Genomic DNA, 24,465 nt, shown 5'->3' with positions numbered 1-24,465 from the left:
GACCTAACCGGCATTTGGTGGCGGGCCCCCTGGAGCCCATTTTTCACGCCAGTCGAACAGGAAGATCTGCGATTTGTCGGTTTCGGCCATCGTCTCGCGTGGCGCCCAGCTGTCATCGTGAAGATCCATGTCAGCGTCGTACTCGATGTGGCAACCGAATGGGGTGTTGAAGTACCAGAACCAGTTGGAGCCGAAGCGGTGACGGCCCGGGCCCCAGTAGGACTGGTAGCCCTTGTTCGCAAGACCCCAGCCGGCCGTCATCACCTCGCCCGGGCCACCCATGTGAAAGGTGAAGTGCTCGCAGCCCTGCATGTGCGGGGGCGTCTTGATGAAAAACAACGTGTGATGGTCGAAAGTGCCAGCCGGTCGCAGGAAAGGCCCCATCCCGATGAAGCGATCGCTGACACGGAAGCCCAGTCGCTGGGTGTAGAACGCTTCGGCGCGCTCGATGTCCGGGACAAAGTAAACAACGTGGGACAGGGTGCGTGGCCGCGGCTGCACGCCTGGCCCCGCCGCAGGTGACATGGGCATATTGACCGGTCGATTGGGATCGCCTGGAGCGTTGACCCTTTCTGCCGGCAAACCAACGGGGCGCCGCTGAGCCACCTTGAAGCCCAGGACGAAGCCGACATCATCCACGCATTCAATCGAACCATCCGGCAGATGCTTCACCTCTCTGTCACGACCAACTTCATCGGCGATAGCGCGAAGGGTCTCAGCGTCGACGACGCCGTACACCGTTTTTCGCAACATGTTCGCCGTATCCAACGTCTTGCCAGGTAGCGAGGGATCGCCCTCCGCCTTCACGACAACCGCCGTACCGTCCAACGCTTCAAAGCGCCCCCGCCCTTGCGGCAGCAGGCCGTAGTCGACAAGAAACCGCTCGCAGGCCGCGACGTCATTGACGCCGAATACAAGCTCGTCAGGTCCGATGATATTCATGGAGTCCAGTCTCTATGGAAAAGGTTTCAGGAATGCCGCCGGCTATCACAAATACGATACGCGTTGTATCGTTGAAGTCATAGTATTCGTTGTGGCCGACACAAGTATCGGTAGAAACCCGAACAACGAGGCCGAGATCCTGGATTCCACCAGACAGACATCGATTTGCTCGGCATAGGGTTTTCCCCGTTTTAATCTGGCACTGCATTTATACAATACGGACCGTATCGTAATTATCCCACTGACCGCCCTCAAAGTTTCGCAGTGCTGCCCAGCGCGTGAATGCATGAACAGAAAGCTGCCTCAAGGAACGCCGTGATTCACCACCTTCTCAAAAATCCCGATCTGCTTCGCGAAGCCGCACTGATCGATGGGCAATGGATCACCGAGACGCCGCACGGCCACTCCGAGTTGCGCAGCCCTGCCACCGGTGAAGTGCTGGCCAGGTTGCCTCGCTGCAAGGAAGAAGAAACGACGCGTGCCATCGTTGCAGCCGACAAGGCATTCCATGCCTGGCGCAAGACCACAGCCAAGCACCGCTCCCAGGTAGTGCACCGCTGGTGGGAGCTGATCGTCGAAAACAAGGAGGATCTGGCAACACTGATCACGCTGGAAGAAGGCAAGCCTTTGTCTGAAGCGCGCGGCGAGATCGACTACGCCGCTGGCTTTGTGCAGTGGTTCGCCGAAGAAGCCAAGCGCGTTCGCGGCGATGTGATCCAGGCCCCCAAGGAGACTCAGCGCATCGTCACGCTCAAGCAGCCCATCGGCGTGTGTGCGGCGATCACGCCCTGGAACTTCCCGGCGGCCATGATCACGCGCAAGGCTGGACCGGCGCTCGCCGCAGGCTGCACGTTGGTAGTCAAGCCCGCGAGTCAGACGCCCCTCACGGCGCTGGCCCTGGGAGAACTTGCCTTGCGCGCAGGCATGCCTGCGGGCGTGTTCAACGTGGTCACGGGCAACGACACACGTGTCATCGGCGGCGTGCTGACCGCCCATCCGCTGGTGCGCAAAGTGACTTTCACCGGATCGACTGAGGTCGGCCGTGTGCTGTTGCAGCAGTCGGCCTCTACCATCAAGAAGTGCTCGATGGAACTGGGCGGCAACGCCCCCTGCATCGTGTTCGATGACGCAGACCTCAACCTGGCGGTGGAGGGCATCCTCGTGGCCAAGTTTCGCAACACCGGGCAGTCGTGCATCGCCGCCAACCGCGTCATGGTGCAGGACGGCATCTACGATGTCTTGGCTGCCCGGCTGACAGAGCGCGTGAAGCAATTCAAGGTGGGCAACGGCCTGGAAGCGGGCGTGCAGATCGGCCCGATGATCGATGGTGGCGCGGTCCGCAAGGTCGATGAGCACGTCCAGAATGCCGTGGCTGGCGGCGCGCGTGTTCTAACCGGAGGCAAGCGCCACGCGCTCGGCGGAGGCTTCTATGAACCCACCGTGCTGGCGAACGTGACGGTGGGCATGGCGGTGGCGGTGGAAGAGACCTTCGGTCCCGTGCTGCCACTGGTGCGCTTCCAGACCGATGACGAGGCTATCGCGATGGCCAATGACACGGAATTCGGCCTGGCCTCCTACCTGTTCAGCAAGAACGCGGCGCGAATTTGGCGCACGGCCGAGGCGATCGAGTCAGGCATGGTCGGCATCAACACCGGCATGATTTCCAACGAGATCGCCCCCTTCGGCGGGATCAAGCAAAGCGGGCTTGGCCGTGAAGGCTCACATTACGGCATGGACGAGTACCTCGAACTGAAGTACCTGTGCTGGGATGGGCTCGATCCAACCTTCGGCTGACGCGATAGCCACCTTGCACGACCTCATCAACTGACACGCCCACCATGACCACACTTTCAGACAGCCCTGTCTTCGTCTCCGGCGAAGTCGCCCGCCGGGTGTTCACCTGGAGCGAAGCAATCGAGTCGTTGCGCGCCACCTACCACTCGCCCGAGCAGGCGGGCGCCACGCCGCCTCGCACCGTTGCCACCGTGGGCAAGGCCTGGCTGCGCACTCTGCCGGCGCTCCCACCGGCCGGCCGCTACTTCGGAGCCAAGCTGATGGGCGCAGGCGTTCAGGGGGTGTCGGCCGGCATCGAGTACGTGATCGTGCTGTTCGACCGAGAAACCGGCCGCATTGCGGCTTTTCTAGATGCGAACGCGATCACGGCCTTCCGCACGGCCGCCACGTCTGCACTCGCGCTCGATGGGCTCACCCCGAAATCGCCTGCACGGCTGGCGGTGCTTGGCAGCGGTCTGGAGGCCTCCCACCACGTGAGGGCTTTCGCGGCGGTCCGCGAACTGACAGAGGTGGTGGTGCACAGCCCGACTCCCGAGCGCCGTACTGCCTTTGCCGAAGCGCTGACGCGCGACCTCGGTGTGCCGGCGCGCGCGGTCGCCAGCGGCGAGGCTGCAGTGGACGGCGCGGACATCGTGCTGGCGGCGGCCCGCTCCCAGGGGGAAAAGCCGATTCTCTTTGGCCCATGGCTGAAGCCCAGTGCCACCGTCGTCTCCATCGGTTCGACCATTCCCCAGCAGCGTGAGATCGACGTCAGCGTCGTCGAACGCAGCGACCTGATCGTCTGCGACAGTCTCGAGGAAGTGTTGACCGAGACCGGCGACATGCTGGCCGCCGCGGCTGCAGGCATGGCGTTCCGCAGCAAGTCCTTCAGTCTCAACGACCTGGTCAGCGGAGGGTGTGACGGCCGCGTCCGTGCGGCCGGCATCCGCATGTTCAAGTCGGTCGGTGGTGGACTCCAGGACATCGTCGTCGCCGAGCTTCTCGTGCGCAAGGCCCTGCAGACTGGCCTGGCAACACCGCTTCCCATCCAGTTCGAATCCAAGCGCTGATGCGCAACCCCCAACCCACCCGAGGAGTACAAGATGGCTCAATACACACGAAGTGAATCGCGAGCATGGGCTCGAAAGCACATGAACGGGGTCGCGAATGTCACGATCCCCACGATGACGTCCGACTATCAGCGGATCAACGTCAAGGCGGCGAAGCACGACGTTGAAACGGCTATCGGCCATGGCTTCGTCGGCACGCTGGCCTGTTCGGAGCACGCAATCACCCTCGAGCAGTACACCGAGTTCATGCGGGCCATGGTGGAGCAGGCGGCCGGCCGCATCATGGTGATCCACCATGCCGTGTTCAACTCGCTCGAAGAAAACATCACAGCGGTCAAACTGGCCGAGGAAGCCGGCGCAGATCTCGTGCTGCTGGGCTACCCCCCCTTCTTCCACCCTCAGTCGCTGGAAGACATCTACACCTACACCAAGGCGTTTTGCGACGCGACCAAGCTTGGCGTGATCCTGTTTCCGGTACCGGCCTGGGGCTTCGGCAGTCTCCACCCTGCGGACATCCCACTGCCGATCCTGCGTCGGCTGGTGGACGATTGCCCCAACGTGGTTTCGATCAAGGCCGAAGGTGGTATGCCTTACATCATGTCGGCCATTGAGGTGCATCGCGAGTTCCACAAGGAAGTGGTGATCTCTTGCCCGCTGGAGTACGAATACGTTCCCCTGGCGCAGGTGATCCCCATTCCCTTTTGCGGCACCAACTACTCCGCCTACTACGGCCCGTGGCTACCGCGGGTACACAAACTCATCCAGGCAGGCAAGTACGACGAAGCCACCCAAGCCTGGTACAAGGTCGACCCTGCGCGAAAAGCCTTCAGCAGTGTTCCCATGGCCATGAGTGGCCTTATCAACCGCACGATTTGGAAATACCAAGCCTGGCTCCAAGGCTACAACGGTGGCCCCATTCCGCACCCGACGCCGCGCCTGCACGCTCGGGACATGGTCGCGCTGCGGCGCGGCCTTGAGGCTTGCGGCCTGACACCCACCTCGGACCCCGACGACGCCTTCTTCATCGGACGGAACCCCCAATGAGCACGACGCGGAGAAAACTTCTTGCACTGGGCGCCATGGCAGCCCTGCCGGATCTGTCGATGGGCCAGGGGCGCGAAGCCTATCCTTCGCGGCCAATTCGCCTCGTCGTCCCGGTGCCGCCGGGCGGTCCGGCGGATCTGGCCGCACGCGCTATCGCCGAGCGCTTGCGCGAGGAACTGGGGCAACCGGTGGTTGTGGACAACCGGGCAGGTGCTGCCGGAACCTTGGGGACGGCACAGGCGTTGCAGGCGCCGGCTGACGGCTACACACTGCTCTTGTCTCTACCGTCAGCGCAGATTACCGCTCCGCTGATGCTTGAGAAGCCTCCTTACGATGGCGCCAAGGATTTCACCGCGATCGGCCAATTCATCCGCACGACCGCCGTTCTTCTGGTGAACAAGGCGGTGCCTGTTCGCGATTTCCAGGGCTTTGTGAGCTACGTCAAAGCGCGGCCGGGGCAGCTGAACTACAGCTCAACGGGCGTTGGCAGCAATCCGCACCTCGTGATGGAACTGGTCAAGCAGCGCACCGGCATGCACATCGTCCACATTCCGTACAGGGGCGGGGCCGCTATGTTGCAGGCGGCGGTGGGCAACGAGGTGCAGGTGCTGTTCGGCGAGATCACCACCGCGATGCCCTGGATTCAAGCTGGCCAGCTGACACCACTGGGAGTAGTCTCCAGCAAACGATCGGCCTTGCTGCCGGAGGTGCCTTCGCTGGTCGAGAACAAAGTGCTCGATGCGCCTGCCGACTTTTGGATGGGGCTGGCGGGACCGCCTCACATGCCCGGGGGCATGGTGCGGCAACTGAGCCAGGCGTTGGCCAAGGCCGTCGAACACCCTGAGATGAAACAGTTCTTCGCTAGGACCGCAACCGACCCGACACCCACCAGTCCCGAGTCATTCGAAGCGCTGTGGCGGTCGGAACAGCGACGCTGGGCGGAACTCATTCGAGCACGCCAGATTCGCGCCGAGTAGGCGCACCTGAGGTATTTGACGGCATGGGTGGATCTTGCCAGTCCGTGGTCGACGCAATACGGGAAAACCAAACACTTCCTAACAAGAAGCCCATGATGAAGCAACACCGAGCGCGCATCGTGCGTCGTGACATCCTCCGCCGGCCTGACTGTATATGCCTCAGCTGGTCATGGTATGACAAACGACGTGGCCTCGCCACGTACGCTGCAGAGGCCTCGTGATTGGATGTAACGCATTCCGATTCGACCGCCACCTACGACCTGGATCAAAAGCAATCGCTGTTGGGCCTTTGTGTGGGGCGGGGCGGTGCCGCGCGGCCGGTCGTATGGACAGGCATTGACAACTCACCTGTCACTATTCGCACCGCTTGCGAGGTTTCCTTGTTGCGCCTGAGGGTGGGATGCATCGGTCTGTACTTACGACCACCGCCGCAATCCAGTGGTGCACATCGAAGATGTGTTGACTGCGATGAGCGACCTCGTCATCGCCGGCTAGGTGGCGGCCATCGGCTTGGCCACGGTGTGGGGCGACACGCTGCAACGCCCACATGCTGCGCTCCCCCGTAGCCGCCGTCCAAAGCGTGTACTTCTAGTGGAGCCGTGGCTTCGAGTTGGACATGCTGCCAGAATACGCCGGGCTAGGCACCGCCTTCGTGGCCTACTGGAGTTGGAGTTGACCCACTTCGGGGCTGGCTACTCCGATGCTGGTCTAGTCAGCGAACACTAATAAAGGCCGAAAAGCTTTGCCCCCAGAACCAGAGTGAGACCGAGGCTCGCCAGAAGGACCACCTGCGCTGAGCGTCTAGCCCGTGCTTTGTCTACCGCAGCATGGTTCAAATCGAGAGCCAGGAAGCGCAGGCCCGCGAGAAGGTGATGCAGGTAGGACCAGAGCATCGCCAGCACCACCAGCTTGAACAACCACCCAGGCGCTAGCCAAAAGCCATTCTCGAACACAGCGACCCACCTCGAAAACGACATCTCCGAGGACACCGACGTGTCGAACGCCCAGATGATGGCGGGCAATAAGATGAACATAAGTGCGCCGCTCACCCGGTGAAGCAGCGAAACCCAGGCCGATACAGGGAAGCTCCGCATGTAGGCGAGCAGATCGCCAGTGGCGATGTTGCGGTAGTTGTGACGTCGCAGTTTGCTGGATCTCATGATATAGGGGGCTTTTGGGTCGGAAGGGATGGTCGAGAGTAGCTTGTGGGCCAAACCCTTTACAGGCTGCAGCGTAACCGCAAACCGAGTTCTCTGAAGATCGCTTTTAGAGATAACGCTCTTCGCGATGAAGACCTAGCAAGAAGATTTAAAACCTTCTAGAGGCGCTGGTGGTTCGACAACGTAACAGTAGACAACCCATGATCGCGCACCGCTGGATGTGCTGACCCATGGTACCGGTCGCAGTCGAAACTGCCCCGAGGGCCGTTGGATCAGCGGTGTCCTATCGTGTGCCGATGACCGACGTTCTGTGTGCGACTAGGCGACGCCGTCTACTTCAACCCACATCTCTTCAACAAGTGCCCTACGATCCCGAGAAAGGCGCTACCGGGGATGCTACGGTAATTTTGGAGTGGCAATGCAACATGCTTAAGGGCCTCTCACTGACCTCCAGCACCCGGCTCATGCGCTTCAGGTCCAACACCACGCAGCCGGACAGCGTTGGCGCTGCGCCGCCATAGCCCAGGTTCTTGCCGGTGGAGATCGGGTACAGCGGAATGCGGTAGCGGTTGGCGATGCGCACCACGGCCTGGACCTCCTCGGTCGACGCGGGCGCCAAGGCGGCGGAGGCCACGCGCTCCTCGGGTTCGCCCTGCAACGGGGAGTAGGGGTCGCGGTACAGCGCCACGCTTTCCTCGTCGGCAAAGACCCAGTCCTTGCCAACGGCGGCGCGAAACTCGCCAAGCGCCCAGTCGAATGTGCGTCTGTCGACGCCGGGGGGCAGTGTGGTCAAGCTTGTCCTGGTCATGGTGAGGTTGTTGTGTTCTTTTGCGTTATCAGAGTCTGACCGGTGTCAACAGCCAGGTGGTCAGACCGTCTAGGTCCGTCGACGCCGCGTCGCGGCCTGCGCGGATCTCGAAATGCGTGCGCGGCCCCTTCCAATGGCCCGGTGGGGCATGGCATAACACCCGCGCCAGTGCCTCGTCCCGCAGGTGCCGGCCGGCCAGCGCCTGCCGGATCGCTGGCGACAGCGTGCCTGGCGCGTGCACGCGGTGTGTCCAGCCGGCATCGTCCAGCCGGTGTTCCATGGCCACCCGCACGCCATACCATTGGCTGGCGGCCAGTTGCTCGAGGCACAACGTCAGCCAGGCGTCGGTGTCCAGCCAGCCAACGACCCTCGCGCAGCGGTTGCGGGCCGCCGTTCCACAGGGTGCCGGCATCGTCGCTCGCGGTGCACGCCGTGCAGCCTTGTGCGCCCAGCAGGGCCGACCAGCGCAGCGAAGCCGGCAAGCGCTCGTCCGCCAGCACGCTCAACGCACGGTCCGCCAAGGGGGCTGCCTCGACCGCCAAGGCCGCAGGCCCGCCGGCCAGGACCGCACCCGCCAGCGCAGCCTTCATCAGATCGCGCCGGCTCGGCTGCCAGTCGGCGGCGTGCGCTGCGGCCGTCACAGGCTGGCCTCCTGGGCAGCGGCGGCCGCGCGGCGCCGCGGCGCAGCCGCGACCTGGCGGTGATGAAGGTCGCGCAAGAAGCCTTGCAGCATGCCTGGCACGCCCGCCTTCGCCGCATGGCCATAGAGCACGAAGTCGGGCCGGATCAGCATCGCGTCGGCGCCCAGGCCGTTGAGCGAGCGGCCATAGACGCCGTCCACGTCCTTCACTTGGGGCGGCTGCGCGCCGAGCACCACCTCGAGCACCCCCACGGCCTGCAAGGCCGAGCGCAGGCCCTCCGGCAGCGCGGCCAGCACCGCGCCGCGGCTGACCAGTGTGAAGCCGAAGCCCGCGTGCTCGTCGAAGCGCATGGTCTGCCCGCCGACCGCCACCCGGCCGTGGGCCGGCAGCGTGCCGACCTCGGGTGCCGGCTTGCCGTCGGCGCCGCGCGCCAGCACGCCGTCGGTCAGGATCGGGAACTTGGGCTTGGGCGTGAGGTTGAAGCGGAACAGCAGGTCGCGCACCAGGGCCTTGAGCGGGTTCGAGGTGTTGGCCACCAGGCCGAGCGAGCGCGCATCCAGCAGTAGTTGCCGGGCATGCGGCAGCCGCTCGACCTGGTAGCTGTCGAGCAGGGCGTCGTCGGCGACGCCGCGCAGCACCAGATCGAACTTCCACGCCAGGTTGGCGCCGTCGCGCATGCCCGAGCAGGCGCCCTGGCCCAGATAAGGCGGGTTGGTGTGCGCGGCATCGCCGGCCAAGAACACGCGGCCGACGCGCCAGGCCTTGGCCAGCCGGCACTCGAAGGTGTAGACCAGGTTGCGGATTAGGCCCACGTCCTCGGGGCCCAGGCCGTGGTAGTGCTGGAGCAGACGGTACGCGGCCTCGGGAGTGGACATGTCCTCGGTACGCTCGCCGGGCAGCAGCGCGAACTCGAAGCGCTGGCGCTTGCGGCCGATGGGGATGAACATGTGCCCGCGCTTGGGATCGCAGAACTGCATCGCGTTGGCGTCGAACTTGGCCGGCAAGGGGCGCAGCGGCTCGGTGTCCACGCACAGCCAGCGCTCGTTGAAGCCGAAGTCGATGCGCTCCGCGCCCAGGCTCTCGCGCACGAAGCTCTTGGAGCCATCGGTGCCGACCAGGTAGCGCGCCCGCAGCGTGAGCTGGCCCTGGGCTGGTGCGGCCAGATCCTGCCCCTTGCGCCAGGGCTGGCAGCTCAGGCTCACGCCATCGGCATCCTGCGCCAGCGCGGTGGCGATGTAGCCCCGATACAGACGCACATTGGGCTGCTCAGTCACACGCTCGTGAATCGCCTCCTCGATGTGCGGCTGGTGCACCGAGAGGTGGTCGTCCCAGAGCATGCGGCGGGTGTTGCCGGTGGCGATGTCCATCAGCAACTGGCCCTTGCCGTTGACCCAGGCGTAGGACGGCGTGGTCCAGGCGTCGCGCAGCGCGTGGTCGCCATCGGCCGTGACCGAGATCAGGCGCGCCGTCTCGCCGTCAATGTGGGTCAGCCGCGGCTTGCCGTAGAGGGCCGGCCAGCGCTCGACCACCGCCACCCGGTGGCCGCGCTGCCCGAGCAGCGAAGCCAGCACCAAGCCGGTGGGGCCGTAGCCAACGATGATGACGTCGAACCCGTCGGTCGTCTCAGGGCCCGTGCGGGGGGTCGTCGTGTTCGTGTTCATGCTGCTTGTCTCCTGTCGATGTCGTCGCGGGTCGGGGCGTTGGGGTTGCCCGGCGTCAGCCCGGGCCCTTGTCGCAGCCGGGTCCCAGCAGCTGCTCGATAAACCAGTCGGCCACCAGGCCGTTGCGGGCCTGCGCGTGGTTGTAAATGGTGTGCTCGCCGTCCTCCCAGGTCAGCGTGCGGCCGTGCCCGGGCTCGGCGAACGCGAGGAACGGGGCCTGCTCGCCCAGCGCGACCAATGGGTCGGCCCCGCCCTCCACCACCAGCACGGCCGCGACCTTGCGATGCTGCTCCGGACGGAAGGCCAGTTGGCGCAGCCGTTCTTCGACTGCCTCGCCGCCCTCGACACCGAAAACGGCCTGCATCTGCTCGCGCGCGGTGCGGAACGACGGCAGCGTCGAAACCGGGGCCGCGCCGTTGATGCAGACCGCACGCACGCGCGGATCGGCGGCCGCCACATGGGCCGCCAGCAGGCCGCCAAAGCTGTTGCCCCACACGCCCAGGCCGGCTGCGCCCAAGCGCCGCGCGTGGTCCAAAAAGGCCTGGAACGCCGGCAGGGTGTCAGCGCCCAGGTGCAGGCCGCCGCGCATGCGGGTCAGCCCCTGGCCCGGCCCCTCGCCCAGAATGGCCAGCACGCCCCGCGCGGCCAGCGCGCGCGCCATGTCCAAGTAGACAGCGCCCCAGCCGCTCAGGCCGCCGACCAGCAGCACCGCCGCGCGCGCTGGCCCGCCCGCCGGCCGGACCACCCAGCCATGGACGTCGCCCGCGGCGGTCGGCAGGGTGAGCGCGGCCAGGTCGCCGCTGAGCCGGGCGTGGTTTGCCAGGGCGTCATGCGCTTCTTCATACAGGGCGGTTTTGCGTGGCTGGTCGGCATTGAAGGCCAATTGCCCGCAGTGCAGCAAGGCTGATACCGCCCTCCATGCGGCCGAGGCGGTGACATTGCGGCCGTCCTGCTCGGCCTGCTCGGCCGTGCGGCGATGTCGTTGCGCCAAGTGCTCGCAGGCCTCGTCCCAGGTTGCACGTTCGCCTTCCGCCGTCCGTGCATGGACGGCCAGTGCGTCCCCCAAGAAAACGCCGTAATCCACCATACGGGTGATTGGCACCGCGCGCCGCAGCGCGGCCAGGTGCTTGAGGCGTTCTTCTTGCAATGGATCGGCCAGGTTATGCAAACCAATCTCTCCTGCTTGTTTGTTGTTGCTGCTGCAGTATTGCGGCGGCAGATAAGATCTTGCAATCGGAAACAAATGAAATGCCTTATCTGCAGAAGCGATGAAACCCTTTGACCTGAACCTTCTGCGCATATTGACGGCGCTCGACCAGACCCGCCACGTCGGCCGCGCCGCCGATTTGCTGGGTATGAGCCAGTCGGGCTTCAGCACCGCCTTAACGCGGCTGCGACAGCGCGTGGGCGACGAGCTGTTCGTCCGCACCGGCGCAGGCATGCGACCGACGCCGCGCGCGCTGATGCTGAGCGAGACGGCGAAGACGGTGATGCAGCAGGTGGAGCACGACGTGCTGGGCCAGGCCGCGTTCGAACCACGCAGCGCCGACATCACGTTTCGCCTGTCACTGACCGACCTGGGCGAGTTGGTCTTCATGCCGGGCCTGATCCGGCACCTGGCCGAGCACGCGCCCTTCGTGTCGATGCACGTGGCCTCGCCCAGCATCACGCCACTGCGCGAGCGCCTTGCTAACGGCGACGTCGATCTGGGTATCGGCTATTTCCCGGACCTCGACCGCGACGCATATTTCCGTCAAGCCCTGTTCAGTCACACCTACGCCTGCGTGGTGCGGCGCGGGCACCCAGTGCTAGCCACCGGCATGACGCGCACGGCCTACCAGTCGCTCGGGCATGCCGTGGTTTCCATGGCGGCGCGGCCGAACGCTCTGCTCGAAGGCGCGATCGAGCGCCAGCGCATCCGGCGCAGGATCGTGCTGAGCTCGCCCAACCACTTAAGCCTCCCGGCAACGATCGCTCAGACCGATCTAGTTGCGACCTTGCCGCTAAGCACCGCAGTGGACTTCGCCCGCCCGGGCGAGTTGGTGGCGCTGGCGCTGCCCTTTCGCCCGCCGGTGTTCACCATCTACCAGTACTGGCACCGGCGCACGCACAAGGAGCCCGCCTGCCAGTGGCTGCGCGCGCAGGTCCGGCTGCTGTACAACCCGCAGACCGACCCCTACTCCAACCACGGGCGTGAGCTGTACAAGCGCTGAGCGGGGGCTGCGCGAGGAGCCTCCAAGCGAGGGGCGAGAAAAAAGGATAGTTTCATCGACACGGAGCGCCGCGGCAATGCACGGGGAAACTGGCGCGCGAAGGCGTAACGGTGGCCCGCTGCACAGTCGAACGCTTGATGCGCAGGATGGGGTTACGCATCTGTGGTGCGAGGCGAGGTCGAACGAACCACCATCGGAGATGCCAAGGCGCCGTGTCCGCCGGACCGAGTCAATCGACAGTTCAGGGCCGATCGGCCGAACCAGCTTTGGGTCAGTGACTTCACGTAAGTCTCGACCTGACAAGGCTGGTTGTACGTGGTCTATTCATCGACGTGTTCGCCCGTCGCATCGTTGGCTGGCAGATGAGCAGTTCGATGCAGAAGGACTTCGTGCTCGAATCACTGGAGCAAGCCCTGTAGCCGTTGACCCTGTCCCTGAGTTTCGAACCGTTTTGCTACAGAGAAACCCGGCATGATGAAGGTCCAGTGAGCAGGAGCATGCCGCGAAGAAGAGCAAGCTCAAGGAGATCACCGATACGCGTGTGCACTACGGCTACCGCCGGGTGCATGTGATGCTGCGAAGGGAAGGCCATATGGACAATGTCAGCTCTTCAAGCACGAGTTTGCCCGCCGAATCGATATTGGTCAGACCGATACAGCTCCAGCCGCGTCGGGCCGTGGAAGAGCAATTCACGTAGACACCACCCAGCTTGAGCTCGCCCCTGGTGTTCAGGGCTCTGAGCACGCCTTCGGGCGTTGGGTTTTCGAGGGGACTACAAAGAAGCACACAGGCGGTCACGGGCAGTCTGCTTCTTGGAAAATTACTGACCTTCGCCAAATGCTCGTCGAACAAGCGCTTGAGGGGACTCATCGTCTTTGAGACCCAAGGCCCTAGGCTCACTATCATCAAGTGTTGGATAACGGCCAAATGTTGCTTCTATCCATTCCTTGGGCTCGTAGTGAACGAGATCCAAGCGGTCGTGACCATACATCTCGGCCAATGTTTGCACAATTTCATGGATTGACAATCGAAGGACCGGCAGAGGCCAAGCCCGACTAGGGTTCGCATTGCTCACATCCATCACCGCCGCATGCATCAGGTTTTGCGCGCAGCGATGCGCCGACATCCACCAGGCCGTGGCATCCGGCCCGACCGGACAGGTGTAAGGTTCGCCAGCCGCGAGCGCATGCAGAAGGTCGCTCATGAATGCGGAAACGAGCCCAGACGGCGACCTAGGTCGAGCCACAATGCCAGGCAAGCGTACCGAACGGCCGTCGAGCCATTGGCGCCTGGAGAAATCGGCCAAAAGGATCTCGCACGCCAGCTTGTGCGCGCCATAGGTGGAGGGTGGCCGAAGTGCCGTCTGCGGCGTTACGACCTTTGGTAAATCGATACCATAGACGGCCACCGTGCTGGCGTACACGACTACTGGAGGCTTTGCACCCGAGAGCGCGGTGGACGCAAGTTCTTCAAACAATCCCAGGGTTGCGTTGAGATTGACGCTGCGCCCCGTCTCGTAGTCCCCCTCCGCAGCGCCACCAGGTACCGCGGCGAGATGAAAAACCACGTGAGGTCGAAATTCCCGCACCTGGCGCAGGGTGGTCTCTTCGCCAAGGTCGCCAGAGATCGCCATCACGTTTGTCGGTGCGAAGGGGAGCTGGCGATCCACAGCCGCCAGCGACTCTATGCGATCCGCGCCCAGAACTCGCTCTTTGTTCAAAAGTGCCAGAAGGGTTGAGCCGATGTACCCACCAGCTCCCGTTACCAGAACCCGCATACCCTACTCCTCGAAAATGGCAACAGCGCGAGTCCAACCTGCGGATGCCCCACGAATCTTGTGGGGGAAACAGCAGATGGTGAAACCATCGCCGGGCAAGGACTCGAGGTTGTGAAGTTTCTCCAGATGGCAGTAGCCGATGTCGCGTCCCGCCTTGTGACCTTCCCACAGGAGACTCTTGTCACCGGTTTCTGCAAACTTTTTGGCGGTGTACGAGAACGGTGCATCCCAGCTCCATGCGTCGGTGCCCGTTAGCCTTACCCCCCGCTCCAGTAAATACATCGTGGCCTCATAGCCCATGCCGCAGCCCGCATTGATGAAGTCGTCATGTCCATACCGCGACCCAGCACGGGTGTTGACCACCACTATATCGAGAGGTTTCAACGTGTGGCCAATTCGGTTGAGTTCGGCTTCGACATCTGCCGCTGTACAAACGTACCCATCAGGCAGGTGCCGGAAGTCAAGCTTGACGCCAGGTCGGAAGCACCAGTCAAGAGGCACCTGGTCGATGGTTATCGACGGCTTTCCCTCACCGTCCTTTCCATCCATCGTCGAATGGAAGTGGTATGGGGCATCCAGGTGTGTGCCGTTGTGGGTGCTGAGGTGGACCCACTCGGCAGCTTCGGCTTCCCGGTCGGGGTAGTCATCAGCCTTGGTGCCAGGCAGCAGTTTCATGAACTCCGGCAATGTGTCATGGTGCTTCTGGTACTCGATTCGAGGCGCCAGAGGCGGTGGGTCGGAAAGCACGTCGTTTTCGAGATAGATGGACAAGTCAACAAAGCGAGGCATGTTGATTCCTTCTCATCCTTGAGAGAGTTGCGCGTGCACGATGTGCTGGTCAATCGCGCCAAACACCGGAAGCCCGTCTTTTCGGGCCTCTATGCGCACCCGGTCTCCGAATCGCATGAAAGATGTCTTCGCGACCCCGCTTTCAATCGCCTCAATGGCTCGGCGCTCTGCAATACACGCCGAACCCTTCTTTCCACCCGCGTTGGAGACCGTTCCAGAGCCTACGATGGTTCCGGCGGACAGTCTCCGAGTCTTTGCGGCATGGGCGACGAGCTCATCGAAGCCAAAGCTCATTTCGCTGCCGTTCGGGTCACCAAACCAGTTGCCGTTGAACTCGACACTGAGGTCCAGGTGAATGCGGGCATCGCGCCAAGAGTCGCCGATTTCATCCGGCGTCACGACCACAGGCGCGAAGCTAGAGGACGGTTTGGCTTGAAAGAAGCCAAAGCCGGTCCTCATTTCTCGAGGACCGAAGGAACGAAGACTCACGTCATTGATTTGCGTGAGGAGAATGATCCGACTGCGCGCTTGCTCGGCAGAACACCCCAACGGCACTTCATCAAGGACGACACCGAACTCACCCTCGAAATCAATACCATGCGATTCATCGGGCAGCGGCACATCGTCGCGGGGGCCGATGAAGTCATCGGAGCCGCCCTGGTACATCAGCGGAACAGTGTCTACGTCTGGGATGGGAGGCATGTTGAACGCCTTCTCCATCAGCCGAGCATGATTGAGAAAGGCGGAGCCGTCACACCATTGCGGTGCACGAGGCAGTGGCGCCATCGCTTGCTTGGGGTCAAACGCAAAACTGCCCTGCAATGCCCCCGTACTCAGGTCAGAGTAGATGCGATTCAACTGCGCTTCGGAACGACTCCAGCTTTCAATAGCGGCAATGAGGCTCGGCGCCACGCTTGTGGCGTCCACGGCCCATTTGAGGTCTTTAGACACGACGACAAGTCGACCGTCTTTCTTCTCGGATTTGAGTGTTGCGAGTTTCATGTTGCTTTCTGTTGTTCTAAGACTATGGAGGTGCAAGGCATGTCGCTTAGGGTGCGACCGTTTCAACTTCCGTCTGTGACGACAGTACCTCCATCGACAACAATGGTTTGCCCGGTGATGAATCCGCCGGCACGGCTTGCAAGCATGACGGCCACTCCGGCAATTTCCGAGGGATCTCCAACGCGGCGTAATGGAGTCATGGCCATTCGACGTTCCATGAACGCATCGTCGGCAAGCAACTCTTCCGACAGTGGCGTGCGAATGAGCCCCGGAGCAATGGCGTTGACGCGAACCCCTCTCGGCCCCCATTCCACCGCCAGGTTACGCGCCATTTGCGACAGCGCTGCCTTCGAAAGCCCGTACAAGCCGATCGCACCGTTTCCACGCATTCCCGCGATGCTGGACATGAACACGATACTGCCGCCGCCCGCCTCAGCCATGACAGGCAGCACTCCTCGCGATAGTGTGAGCGCTGAGCGTAGGTTGATGTCCATCACCATGTCCCAGTCCGACGCAGTCGTGGAGCAAATGGGAGCGGCAGGTCCTTGAACTCCCGCGTTGTGCACCAGAATGTCGATCGACTTGTACTCCCCAAGAACACTCTCGGTGAGCTGCTCAATGGATTGAGTGTCCCGAAGGTCCGCTGCGCAGACATGGACATCCAGTCCCGCTACACGCCAACCTTCCGCAGCTCGCCGGCATGATTCTGCGTCCAAGTCGCTGGCAACCACCTTGGCTCCATGCATGGCAAACGCCTCAACGATCTCGCGACCCAGGCCCCCTGTTGCGCCAGTGACCAACGCGAGGCGCCCTCGCAAGTCGAAAAGGCCTGAAGCCTTGCTCAAGATCGCTCCAGAGATGCTTGGATGGCCGGTTCGTACGTGCCGTCGATCAAGACAAACAGCATCCTGCATGGCTTGCCAGAGCGATTGGCCCAAGCATGATTGGTGCCGCGTTGAATGACCACACTCCCTGGCTTTAGAGAGACTTCTCCCTCATCAAGCACCAAGATCAACTCACCTTCGATAACCACACCATAGTCGACAGTCTCGGTTCTGTGCATCAAAGGATGCGGGGAATCAGCCTTCACTTTTGATGCGCCCTCATCGCCAATTTCACTGAAGGCCGCCTTCATTTGAGCCTGGCTGCTCGCAAGAAATTCTGCTGTCTCAGGCGGGATGTCCACGAAGCGAAATCGCGTGCCCATCTTCGGCGGGGGCAGCATAAGAGCTCCGACTGTTGGATCAGGTGCGTTGTTCACGACCACGGGCGCTGCTTCCGTGCTCCAGACTTCATGAAAAATCGTACCGGGAATCGCAGCAACTTCCTTGACGGTTGGCAATGGCCCGTCCGAGACAACAATTGCTCGACCTTGTTCGTTGTGGCCAGTCACAACACGATGGATAGGGGGAAAAGCCATACTGAAACTCCTTCTGAATTGGTTAGAGCGCGTTGAAGCGCCAATTTGAGAGTGCTCTGCTGGATTCCGCATCGATGTCTTTGATGGCGGGACTTCAGACGATCGGCGTGGACTGACTGGGGCGCGAGACAAGTGAGGGTCGCATGATGTTCTTGGGGTCCAAGGCATGCTTGAGGGTCTGATACAGATCGCATCCAGCCATCTGTGGAAGTTGCCCCGGAAGCGCAATGGCAGGAACTGCTCCGAGCCGCCGCGTCTCCTCATCCAGCGCAAGACAAAGGTCCATCATTCGCTTGCGGTCCACTGGGTCCTCCTGGTCGTAGTACGACAAGAAGAAACCGAAGATGGAAAAGCGGCCTCGCGGCATCAGTTTCGCGTAGATGGTTATCGGGTGCCCGAACTTCGCACCAATAGCACCCCAAGCGACGTACAGAGACTCCCACGAAGTCAACGGCGCGTAGACTGAATAGTTGCCGAACGCGCCCTTGTAGCGTCCTTTCTGGCCCAACAGCGCTCGTCGAGAAAACTCGTGTGGCTGTCCAAAGGCAATCTGGTCGCACTTGGCTGTTTCGTCGGTGCTCATGGTCAGCGGTGTTGCGCCACATTCGTCCTTCAGTAGGGTAGCAAGCGCTGTTATCCGCCCCATGAAATCATGTTGATCACCGTGAACCGTGAAGAAGGCATAGGCCTCTGGCAGATGACCGACCTCACCTCTCATAGCTTTGATGGTCGCATCGTCAATCGGGCGTCCATCAACACGGCTGGCTAACTTTGCCGTAGCTTCCGCCAGAAAGAACCAGCTGTACACCGTCACTTGGTCTGCCAGTTGGCGCTGGGCTGCCAGTTTGGCTGCGCGAGATGCCAACTGCATGCTTGGAAAGCCAAACTTATGATGAGCAGCAGCCTTGGGCTTTGGAAACATCTTGATGGCAATGGCCGTGACGATGCCCAGCGTGCCGAGGCTGCCAAGAAACAACCCTGTCAAATCAGGAATGGGATTGCTGGCGTATCGGCCAAAAGGTCGTACTCCGTCAGCCATTGCGGTCCCGGTACGAATCACCTGACCATCGGGCAAGACTGCCTCCAGCCCGACCACAAGATCTGCGCCCAGGCCATGACGCGTGAGGTAGCCACCCGCGCCGAAGTTCAGGTGGTTGGCCATCACTGAAGCAGAGGGCGGGGCATCGGGAACGGAAACTGCGTAGCCCTTGGCGGCCAGGACGGGCGCCAATTCTTCAAAAGATACGCCGGATTCCACAACCACGGTCTCTGTATCCAGGTCAATCGCGATGACCCGATTCATCAGCGTGCAGTCGATGACGAGTCCCATCTCCGTGGACATGGTAGTTCCCAAGCCGAGTCCAGCACTGCGTGTCGTCACGGGAAGTCCACACTCGGTCGCCAATTCCATTAGCTTTGACACCTCTTGGACAGTCTTGGGCAACACCACAAATCGGGGCGGTGCCTTGTCGACCACATAGGAAAAATCGCGTCCATAGGAGACAAGGTCTTCAGCACTGAGTCTTACCCGTGCTGCCTCGCCGCCTACCGCTTCGCGAAGCCTCGCGAGCAGATCTTGAGTTTCGGCTGACAAGTTCATGCTGCGGGTCATGTGGCTCTTATTCCTTGAAGGTCAGCTTGGCATCGGTGACGATTCGCCGATATACCGTCATGTCTTGTTGGACCGAAGTCGCAAGAGCTGAAGGAGCACCAGTTGTCGCTGTGATGCCCATGTCCTCGATCTGCTTAACCAGACTTGGATCTGCCAATGCCAAATTGACTGCTTTGTTGAGCTTCTCGACAACCGCTGCAGGCGTGCCGACAGGAGCAAAGATGCCAAGCCATGAACTCAGAACGAAGTCCTTCAGACCGCTATCTGCCGCAGTGGGGACATTGGGCAGACGCGGGTCTCGATGATCTCCGGTGACGGCAATAATCTTCACCTTGCCGGCATCGGCGTATGACTTTGCCGTTGCATCGAACGTCATATCCAACACGCCACCGGCGACATCGATGATGGCCGCAGAGGTTGACTTGTAGGGAACATGAACCATCTCAATCCCTGTCAGGCTTTGGAAGAACTCACCAGCAAAATGAGAACCACTGCCGATGCCTGCGCTACCGTAGCTGAGCTTCCCGGGGTTCTTTTTTGCGTGCGCGATGAACTCGCTGAGATTGTTCACCGGCAACTTCGTGCTCACGACGACTGGCAGACCGTACTTTCCGACCTGGGCCACTGGAACCAGTGCCTTGATCGGGTCGTACTTTACGGTGGAGTCAGTGATAGGAAGAATGGTGTAGCTCGGATTGGTGAACAGCAGCGTCATGCCATCCGGTGTCGCACGCATCACCACCTCAGAGCCGATGCGTGAACCTGCGCCTGGCCTGTTCTCAATGATCATGGTTTGCGCAAGGGTCTTGGACATGCGCTCCAACACACCACGTGCAATCTGGTCAGCGATGCCACCGGCCGCGAACGGAACAATGACCTTGATGACGTTCTGGTTGACTTGTGCGTATGCGCCTGAAGTCATGCCAAGAACAGCGGCACCGACCAGCGATTGAAGGAATGCGCGTTTGAATCCGTTGAACATTTGAGTCTCCTGTTGTAGATCGAATTTGTGGTTCTAGTGACTGGGAATGCCGTCCCAGCACAAATACTTGATTTCGAGAAATTCGTCGATGCCATACTGCGAGCCTTCACGCCCCAGGCCGCTCTGCTTCACCCCGCCGAACGGAGCGACCTCCGTTGAAATCAAACCGGTGTTGATACCCACCATGCCCGACTCGATGGCCTCGGCCGTGCGCCAAATGCGCGAAGCATCCTTGCTGAAAAGGTACGAAGCCAGACCAAATTCGGAGTCATTTGCCATCGTGACCGCCTCGTCTTCTGTTTTGAAGCGCACCAAGGGCATGACGGGACCGAATGTCTCCTCAACGGCGATGGCCATGCTCGACGTCACGTCGATCAAAACCGTCGGTTCATAGAAACTGCCGCCAAGAAAATGGCGCTTGCCGCCAGTGAGAACTCGCGCGCCGGCAGCGACTGCGTTGTCCACGTGCTCTTCCACCTTCTTCACAGCGCCTGCGTCAATCATCGGGCCGATTTGCACCCCGTCGTCCAAGCCGTTTCCAACCTTCAGGCTGGTCACGCGCTCAACAAGTCGTTTGGCCAGCTCGTCGTAGATGCCGTCTTGCACCATCACGCGGTTGGCCGCGATGCACGATTGCCCTGTATTGCGAAACTTGGCAACCAAGATGCCCTCAACAGCAAGGTCGAGGTCGGCATCGTCGAAGACGATACAAGGTGCATTGCCACCAAGCTCCATGGAGCACTTCTTGATGGTCGTGGCCGACTGCTCCAGAAGAACACGACCCACTTCCGTAGATCCCGTGAAGGTAAGCTTGCGAACTAACGGGTGAGATGTCAGCACGCCACCAATGGCTCGTGTGTCCGAGCCTGTGACCACGTTGAAGACGCCAGCGGGAACACCGGCGCGCAAGGCAAGCTCGCCCAAGGCCAGTGCGGTGAGCGGGGTCTGGCTCGCAGGCTTCACAACCATCGAGCACCCAGCGGCAAGAGCAGGTCCGGCTTTTCGAGCGATCATCGCGGCGGGGAAGTTCCACGGCGTAATGGCGGCGCAGACGCCGATTGGCTGTTTGAGCGTGACGATGCGCTGCGTGTCCTTCGGCGCGGGAATGACGTCACCGCGCACGCGCTTGGCCTCCTCGGCAAACCACTGAACGAATCCCGCCGCATAGTCGATTTCACCCCGGGCCTCCGACAAAGGCTTGCCTTCCTCCAGCGTGATCAAGGTGGCCAAATCCTCCTTGGCGTCAACGATGAGTTGCCACCACCGATAGAGAACTTGCGATCGGTACTTCGCTGTGGTCTTGCGCCACGTGCGGAATGCTTTGTCCGCCGCCAAGATGGCGCGAGTGGTTTCCTCTTCTTTGCAGCGCGGCAGCCGAGCGAGAAGTTCCCCTGTGGCAGGGTTGATGAGATCCGAAACGCCGTGAGGGGTTTCGGAAATCCATTCCCCGTCCATCAGCGCCGCTTCGCGCCAGAGTCCTTCGTCTTTGAGGAGCGTTTTCATGCGACGGCCGCGATCAGCATGGGAAGCGACCAACCATGTATTGGCTGTCGGGGTCGTCCGTGACGGGCAGCTTCGAGGCAACGAGGCCTTGGCGAAGCTGTTTCATGAAGCGGTCGGGCACCCGCATCGCAGGAGCCCGAAGCGGGCCTCCGTTAAAGCCAGCCAGCCAGTCCTGATACTTCCACATGGTGCGGTTCAGGACGCCGGTACCACCTGCATACGACTGCGCTGCGGCGCCATTGGCATTGCGCGCGGGGTTGACCTGCCAGTACAGTGTCATCGCGGCCTCCCACTCGCCTTTGCGAGCGAGGTTGAACGCGCGAGGGTAGTAGTCGCTCATCCACTGCGTGTTGCTCGTGCCGGAGAACTGCAGCTTCATCAGGCTCATCAGTGGAATGGCATCGCCTTCGATGGGGCAACTGATGACCACCTCATCACGGAAGTGGTGATACATCTCGCAGAGACCCGCCGGCAAGGGGAAGCCCTGTTCGGACTTGATGGCCACGATGTTGGGGCAGTCCTTCAGGACGCGACGCACAAATTCCACGGACATGCCTGCGGGATGCACACGCTCAAAACCCCAGAGGGGAATCGGGAACAGCATCACGGCCAGGTCGGTCGAGTCGCAAAACTCCTTCGTGTAGTCGTAGATTTCCTGTTCGGTCGTCGGCCAGAATTGAGGTGGATACGAGAGCAGGACGATGTCTGCTCCAGCCTTCTCAGCGAGTTTTACCGCTCGAATGTTTTCGGCCAGAGTGCCGAAAGCAGCGTGAAAGAAGAGACCAAAATCCTTTCCACCCGAATCACGTGCCCAGGAGGTGAACTGCGCGTTCTCTTCGGGCGTGATGGCAACTTCCGTGCACAGAAGGGTGTAGGTATATCCCAACTTCTTGGCGAGTTCGATGTCGTGACGGATGCCGCGTTCGTTGAGCTTGGAGTGATCAGCAGAGAAAGAGGGGTTGGTCACTGCAGAGCAACCAACCAAGTGTTCACGTGCCCATGAGCGGGCGTCCTTGCGCTTGTACGAGGCCATTTCTTTCCTTTAAAACGATGTTTGTTACTTGGAGACAGGAACGATGCTGTTTGCGAGGGGGGTTCCAATGCCTCTCGCACGGGCACGGATCAAAAGCATTTCTGCGGTGACGACGTCTTGCAAAGCGGAGCCGACTGACTTGTAGACGACGATGTCGGACGCATGCTGGCGCGCTGCTCTACCAGCGATGAACTCGGCGAGTGAGACGAACTTGGAAGTCAGATCTATGTTGGCCCTAGCTGCAGCCAACATGTCACCCGTGTCGTGAGCCACCTCATCGACCATGTCCGCGACGATCAGATGGGCTCTGGCCAGGACTTCTTCATCAACCTCGCGCTGCTCTGGGAGCGTAGAGCCAATGGAGACCACCGTCATCCCGGGTTCCAACCACTCACCTCGAAGAACCGGGGACTCGTCACGGCTGCGCGCAGCGCACAGAATGACATCGGCACCTTGAACTGCCTCCTGCGCGGAGGCTGCCGTTTCGACCACCAGACCCTCTTGAGTTCGCATTTCTGCGGCAAACCGCTCACGACTGGTGGGCGTGGGACTGAAGACCTTGACATGCGCAATCTCGCGAATGGATGCGATGGCAAGCAGGAGGCCACGCGCTTCAAAACCTGAGCCGATGACAGCTACGCGAAGTGGCTTGTTGGGGGCGGCTTTGTCAACAGCAACCGCAGCGGTAGCTGCCGTTCGGATTCCTGTGACACGATTTCCGTCAATCAGGGCGGTCAAGCCCATGGTGGCTTCATCGAACAATGAGATAAGGTAGCTCGCCCGACGGTTCTTGACGGAAGCCGAAATCAGCTTACAACCCAAGTGGCCGCCAGTGGGCGATATCGCGGTGAGTCCTCGCAACCAGATGCCATCGCCCCGGGCCATCGAACGCGGAGGCACCATGGCGGGGTTGATGGAACTGCCATAGGCTTGGCGCAGAGCCTGAACCGCAGAACTCCAGTCCGCCAGCTGCGCGACATCGGCATCCGAAATGAAGAGGGTCGGCGGCACAACGATGGCCGCATCGAGGAGGGAAGTTCCCAAGGCATGTCTCCTGTAGATAGGAGCGCATGCTAGGGATCAACCGCGTTGTGAGCGAGAGTCGAGACGCGAAAGCAGATTTCCGAAATCCGGTTGGCTTGGAATTTTTACCTTACGAATTCAGCAAAGCTGGGGCCGCCCTGAGAATCAGCTTGGATACCTCGCGCAGCGCATGAGTGGATGGGCGGTGTGATGTTGTTCCCAACACCACCGAGCGCGAGAGAACAGGGTCGACAATGTTCAGCGTTGCAAGCCGCTTTCGTTCAGGCTCGCTAAGTTGTCCCGCAGTGATGGCGAAGCCGCCTCCATACGCGGCGATTTCGTGCTGAAGATGGATGGAGTCCGCTTCCGCTCCAATATTGAGCGCAGCGCCCTTCTTCCGAGCGAGCATCTCCAGCCTCGCGCGCATGGGGTGAGGGTCGGGCGGAAGCACTAGGGTCAGCTGCAGGACCTCGTCGAACGGGATGGTCTTGCGAAGCGAAAGTGGGTGGTCGAGGGGGACGATCAGCAAAAGCGGCAACTTCGTCAGTACCGGTTCATCCGAGCGAGCAGAGTTTTCCTCTCGCAACAGCAGGGAGAGATCCAGTCGTCCTTCCTTAAGCCACTCCTCCAATTGCGCGCTGGAGCCTTCCGTGATGTGCAGCTGCACCTCGGGAAACTGTTCCTTCACTTCAGCGAAGAGCGGGCCGGCGAGCAATGTCACAGTCGAAGGCAACAACCCAAGCCGAACCTCCCCCATGGGTACGCCCCTGCTCGAACGGATGTCGTCGGCGAGTTGCTCGCCCTCCAGCATCATCGCCTTGATACGTGGATAGATTCGCTCCCCAAGCTCCGTCAACACCACACCTCGTCCCGTACGTCTAAACAAACGACTGCCCGACTCCTCTTCGAGCTGTGCGATGTGTCTGCTGACCACTGATGGGGGCATATCAAGGGCCGCGGACGCGCGGGAAAGACTGCCCAGCTCAGCGACTTTCGCAAACAAGTGCCATTTCGAGTCCAGGATGGTTTGCACAG

At 61.3% G+C, this 24,465-nt stretch carries 23 protein-coding genes; 6 read left to right on the top strand and 17 right to left on the bottom strand.

Annotated elements, in window-relative coordinates; all coding sequences use genetic code 11:
* Positions 1 to 3: 3 nt before the first annotated feature.
* Positions 4 to 942 (bottom strand): VOC family protein, encoded by a 939-nt coding sequence (locus tag AC1Q9M_RS19085; protein WP_492435143.1) that lies wholly within the window; start codon positions 940 to 942, stop codon positions 4 to 6.
* A gap of 318 nt (positions 943 to 1,260) precedes the next feature.
* Between AC1Q9M_RS19085 and AC1Q9M_RS19080 the strand changes: the two genes are divergently transcribed.
* The 4 genes from AC1Q9M_RS19080 (at position 1,261) to AC1Q9M_RS19065 (ending at position 5,806) form a co-directional block, all read left to right on the top strand.
* Positions 1,261 to 2,736: an NAD-dependent succinate-semialdehyde dehydrogenase gene (locus AC1Q9M_RS19080; RefSeq protein WP_492435402.1), complete on the top strand. Its 1,476-nt coding sequence runs from the start codon at positions 1,261 to 1,263 to the stop codon at positions 2,734 to 2,736.
* A gap of 44 nt (positions 2,737 to 2,780) precedes the next feature.
* Positions 2,781 to 3,785, top strand: a complete 1,005-nt coding sequence (locus AC1Q9M_RS19075) for an ornithine cyclodeaminase family protein (protein ID WP_492435141.1) — start codon at positions 2,781 to 2,783, stop codon at positions 3,783 to 3,785.
* A 114-nt stretch (positions 3,786 to 3,899) separates the two neighbouring features.
* On the top strand, positions 3,900 to 4,829 hold the full coding sequence (locus tag AC1Q9M_RS19070) for a dihydrodipicolinate synthase family protein (protein WP_492435139.1): 930 nt from the start codon (positions 3,900 to 3,902) through the stop codon (positions 4,827 to 4,829).
* Complete coding sequence (locus AC1Q9M_RS19065) at positions 4,826 to 5,806, top strand: Bug family tripartite tricarboxylate transporter substrate binding protein (RefSeq protein WP_492435137.1); 981 nt, start codon at positions 4,826 to 4,828, stop codon at positions 5,804 to 5,806. The genes AC1Q9M_RS19070 and AC1Q9M_RS19065 overlap by 4 nt, the downstream gene beginning before the upstream one ends.
* A 722-nt stretch (positions 5,807 to 6,528) precedes the next feature.
* Here AC1Q9M_RS19065 and sdhC read toward each other — a convergent pair.
* The 5 genes from sdhC to AC1Q9M_RS19040 all read right to left on the bottom strand — a co-directional run bounded on the left by sdhC (position 6,529) and on the right by AC1Q9M_RS19040 (position 11,319).
* Entirely contained in the window at positions 6,529 to 6,966 is a 438-nt protein-coding gene (gene sdhC / locus AC1Q9M_RS19060) for a succinate dehydrogenase, cytochrome b556 subunit (protein ID WP_492435135.1), read from the bottom strand.
* A 364-nt stretch (positions 6,967 to 7,330) separates the two neighbouring features.
* Positions 7,331 to 7,759 carry an FAD-binding oxidoreductase gene (locus tag AC1Q9M_RS19055; protein WP_492435133.1) on the bottom strand — a complete coding sequence of 143 codons (429 nt, stop codon included), beginning with the start codon at positions 7,757 to 7,759 and terminating at the stop codon, positions 7,331 to 7,333.
* A 43-nt stretch (positions 7,760 to 7,802) separates the two neighbouring features.
* The gene (locus AC1Q9M_RS19050; RefSeq protein ID WP_492435131.1) at positions 7,803 to 8,186 is read right to left on the bottom strand and encodes a hypothetical protein; all 384 of its coding nucleotides are present in this window, start codon (positions 8,184 to 8,186) and stop codon (positions 7,803 to 7,805) included.
* 225 nt (positions 8,187 to 8,411) lie between these two features.
* The gene (locus AC1Q9M_RS19045) at positions 8,412 to 10,076 is read right to left on the bottom strand and encodes a bifunctional 3-(3-hydroxy-phenyl)propionate/3-hydroxycinnamic acid hydroxylase (RefSeq protein WP_492435129.1); all 1,665 of its coding nucleotides are present in this window, start codon (positions 10,074 to 10,076) and stop codon (positions 8,412 to 8,414) included.
* Positions 10,077 to 10,131: 55 nt separating this feature from the next.
* A complete protein-coding gene (locus AC1Q9M_RS19040; RefSeq protein WP_492435127.1) occupies positions 10,132 to 11,319 on the bottom strand; it encodes an alpha/beta hydrolase family protein in 1,188 nt (395 codons plus the stop codon).
* 25 nt (positions 11,320 to 11,344) lie between these two features.
* Between AC1Q9M_RS19040 and AC1Q9M_RS19035 the strand changes: the two genes are divergently transcribed.
* Together AC1Q9M_RS19035 and AC1Q9M_RS19030 are read left to right on the top strand one after the other, a co-directional pair.
* Positions 11,345 to 12,289, top strand: coding sequence for a LysR family transcriptional regulator (locus tag AC1Q9M_RS19035; RefSeq protein ID WP_492435125.1), 945 nt, complete (start codon positions 11,345 to 11,347; stop codon positions 12,287 to 12,289).
* A gap of 89 nt (positions 12,290 to 12,378) precedes the next feature.
* Entirely contained in the window at positions 12,379 to 12,567 is a 189-nt protein-coding gene (locus AC1Q9M_RS19030; protein WP_492435400.1) for a hypothetical protein, read from the top strand.
* A gap of 542 nt (positions 12,568 to 13,109) precedes the next feature.
* Here AC1Q9M_RS19030 and AC1Q9M_RS19025 read toward each other — a convergent pair.
* The 11 genes from AC1Q9M_RS19025 to AC1Q9M_RS18975 form a co-directional block, all read right to left on the bottom strand.
* Complete coding sequence (locus AC1Q9M_RS19025) at positions 13,110 to 14,066, bottom strand: NAD-dependent epimerase/dehydratase family protein (RefSeq protein WP_492435123.1); 957 nt, start codon at positions 14,064 to 14,066, stop codon at positions 13,110 to 13,112.
* A gap of 3 nt (positions 14,067 to 14,069) precedes the next feature.
* Positions 14,070 to 14,855 carry a cyclase family protein gene (locus AC1Q9M_RS19020; RefSeq protein WP_492435121.1) on the bottom strand — a complete coding sequence of 262 codons (786 nt, stop codon included), beginning with the start codon at positions 14,853 to 14,855 and terminating at the stop codon, positions 14,070 to 14,072.
* 12 nt (positions 14,856 to 14,867) lie between these two features.
* Positions 14,868 to 15,857: a fumarylacetoacetate hydrolase family protein gene (locus tag AC1Q9M_RS19015; protein ID WP_492435119.1), complete on the bottom strand. Its 990-nt coding sequence runs from the start codon at positions 15,855 to 15,857 to the stop codon at positions 14,868 to 14,870.
* 62 nt (positions 15,858 to 15,919) lie between these two features.
* Positions 15,920 to 16,702 carry an SDR family NAD(P)-dependent oxidoreductase gene (locus AC1Q9M_RS19010; protein ID WP_492435117.1) on the bottom strand — a complete coding sequence of 261 codons (783 nt, stop codon included), beginning with the start codon at positions 16,700 to 16,702 and terminating at the stop codon, positions 15,920 to 15,922.
* On the bottom strand, positions 16,699 to 17,277 hold the full coding sequence (locus AC1Q9M_RS19005; protein WP_492435115.1) for a cupin domain-containing protein: 579 nt from the start codon (positions 17,275 to 17,277) through the stop codon (positions 16,699 to 16,701). Before AC1Q9M_RS19005 ends, AC1Q9M_RS19010 begins: the two co-directional genes overlap by 4 nt.
* A 94-nt stretch (positions 17,278 to 17,371) precedes the next feature.
* Complete coding sequence (locus AC1Q9M_RS19000; protein ID WP_492435113.1) at positions 17,372 to 18,889, bottom strand: FAD-binding oxidoreductase; 1,518 nt, start codon at positions 18,887 to 18,889, stop codon at positions 17,372 to 17,374.
* Between the two features lie 7 nt (positions 18,890 to 18,896).
* Positions 18,897 to 19,871, bottom strand: coding sequence for a Bug family tripartite tricarboxylate transporter substrate binding protein (locus AC1Q9M_RS18995; protein ID WP_492435111.1), 975 nt, complete (start codon positions 19,869 to 19,871; stop codon positions 18,897 to 18,899).
* 33 nt (positions 19,872 to 19,904) lie between these two features.
* Positions 19,905 to 21,374 carry an NAD-dependent succinate-semialdehyde dehydrogenase gene (locus tag AC1Q9M_RS18990; protein ID WP_492435109.1) on the bottom strand — a complete coding sequence of 490 codons (1,470 nt, stop codon included), beginning with the start codon at positions 21,372 to 21,374 and terminating at the stop codon, positions 19,905 to 19,907.
* Between the two features lie 13 nt (positions 21,375 to 21,387).
* Entirely contained in the window at positions 21,388 to 22,407 is a 1,020-nt protein-coding gene (locus AC1Q9M_RS18985; RefSeq protein ID WP_492435107.1) for a dihydrodipicolinate synthase family protein, read from the bottom strand.
* A 24-nt stretch (positions 22,408 to 22,431) separates the two neighbouring features.
* Complete coding sequence (locus AC1Q9M_RS18980) at positions 22,432 to 23,451, bottom strand: ornithine cyclodeaminase family protein (RefSeq protein WP_492435106.1); 1,020 nt, start codon at positions 23,449 to 23,451, stop codon at positions 22,432 to 22,434.
* Positions 23,452 to 23,560: 109 nt separating this feature from the next.
* Positions 23,561 to 24,463 (bottom strand): LysR family transcriptional regulator, encoded by a 903-nt coding sequence (locus tag AC1Q9M_RS18975; protein WP_492435104.1) that lies wholly within the window; start codon positions 24,461 to 24,463, stop codon positions 23,561 to 23,563.
* Positions 24,464 to 24,465: the final 2 nt, after the last annotated feature.

This window comes from Hydrogenophaga sp. GW823-FHT04C09 (genome assembly GCF_058796355.1).
Note: the sequence above shows the minus strand (reverse complement) of the source record. Positions and strands in the feature narration are given on the sequence as shown.

Excerpts from the sequence above, each read along its gene's own strand:
- AC1Q9M_RS19085 (WP_492435143.1), bottom strand. The coding sequence starts at position 942 with ATGAATATCATCGGACCTGACGAGCTTGTATTCGGCGTCAATGACGTC.
- AC1Q9M_RS19075 (WP_492435141.1), top strand. The coding sequence starts at position 2,781 with ATGACCACACTTTCAGACAGCCCTGTCTTCGTCTCCGGCGAAGTCGCC.
- AC1Q9M_RS19070 (WP_492435139.1), top strand. The coding sequence starts at position 3,900 with ATGACGTCCGACTATCAGCGGATCAACGTCAAGGCGGCGAAGCACGAC.
- AC1Q9M_RS19065 (WP_492435137.1), top strand. The coding sequence starts at position 4,826 with ATGAGCACGACGCGGAGAAAACTTCTTGCACTGGGCGCCATGGCAGCC.
- sdhC (WP_492435135.1), bottom strand. The coding sequence starts at position 6,966 with ATGAGATCCAGCAAACTGCGACGTCACAACTACCGCAACATCGCCACT.
- AC1Q9M_RS19050 (WP_492435131.1), bottom strand. The coding sequence starts at position 8,186 with ATGCCGGCACCCTGTGGAACGGCGGCCCGCAACCGCTGCGCGAGGGTC.
- AC1Q9M_RS19045 (WP_492435129.1), bottom strand. The coding sequence starts at position 10,076 with ATGAACACGAACACGACGACCCCCCGCACGGGCCCTGAGACGACCGAC.
- AC1Q9M_RS19035 (WP_492435125.1), top strand. The coding sequence starts at position 11,345 with ATGAAACCCTTTGACCTGAACCTTCTGCGCATATTGACGGCGCTCGAC.
- AC1Q9M_RS19025 (WP_492435123.1), bottom strand. The coding sequence starts at position 14,066 with ATGCGGGTTCTGGTAACGGGAGCTGGTGGGTACATCGGCTCAACCCTT.
- AC1Q9M_RS19020 (WP_492435121.1), bottom strand. The coding sequence starts at position 14,855 with ATGCCTCGCTTTGTTGACTTGTCCATCTATCTCGAAAACGACGTGCTT.
- AC1Q9M_RS19015 (WP_492435119.1), bottom strand. The coding sequence starts at position 15,857 with ATGAAACTCGCAACACTCAAATCCGAGAAGAAAGACGGTCGACTTGTC.
- AC1Q9M_RS19005 (WP_492435115.1), bottom strand. The coding sequence starts at position 17,277 with ATGGCTTTTCCCCCTATCCATCGTGTTGTGACTGGCCACAACGAACAA.
- AC1Q9M_RS19000 (WP_492435113.1), bottom strand. The coding sequence starts at position 18,889 with ATGACCCGCAGCATGAACTTGTCAGCCGAAACTCAAGATCTGCTCGCG.
- AC1Q9M_RS18995 (WP_492435111.1), bottom strand. The coding sequence starts at position 19,871 with ATGTTCAACGGATTCAAACGCGCATTCCTTCAATCGCTGGTCGGTGCC.
- AC1Q9M_RS18990 (WP_492435109.1), bottom strand. The coding sequence starts at position 21,374 with ATGAAAACGCTCCTCAAAGACGAAGGACTCTGGCGCGAAGCGGCGCTG.
- AC1Q9M_RS18985 (WP_492435107.1), bottom strand. The coding sequence starts at position 22,407 with ATGGCCTCGTACAAGCGCAAGGACGCCCGCTCATGGGCACGTGAACAC.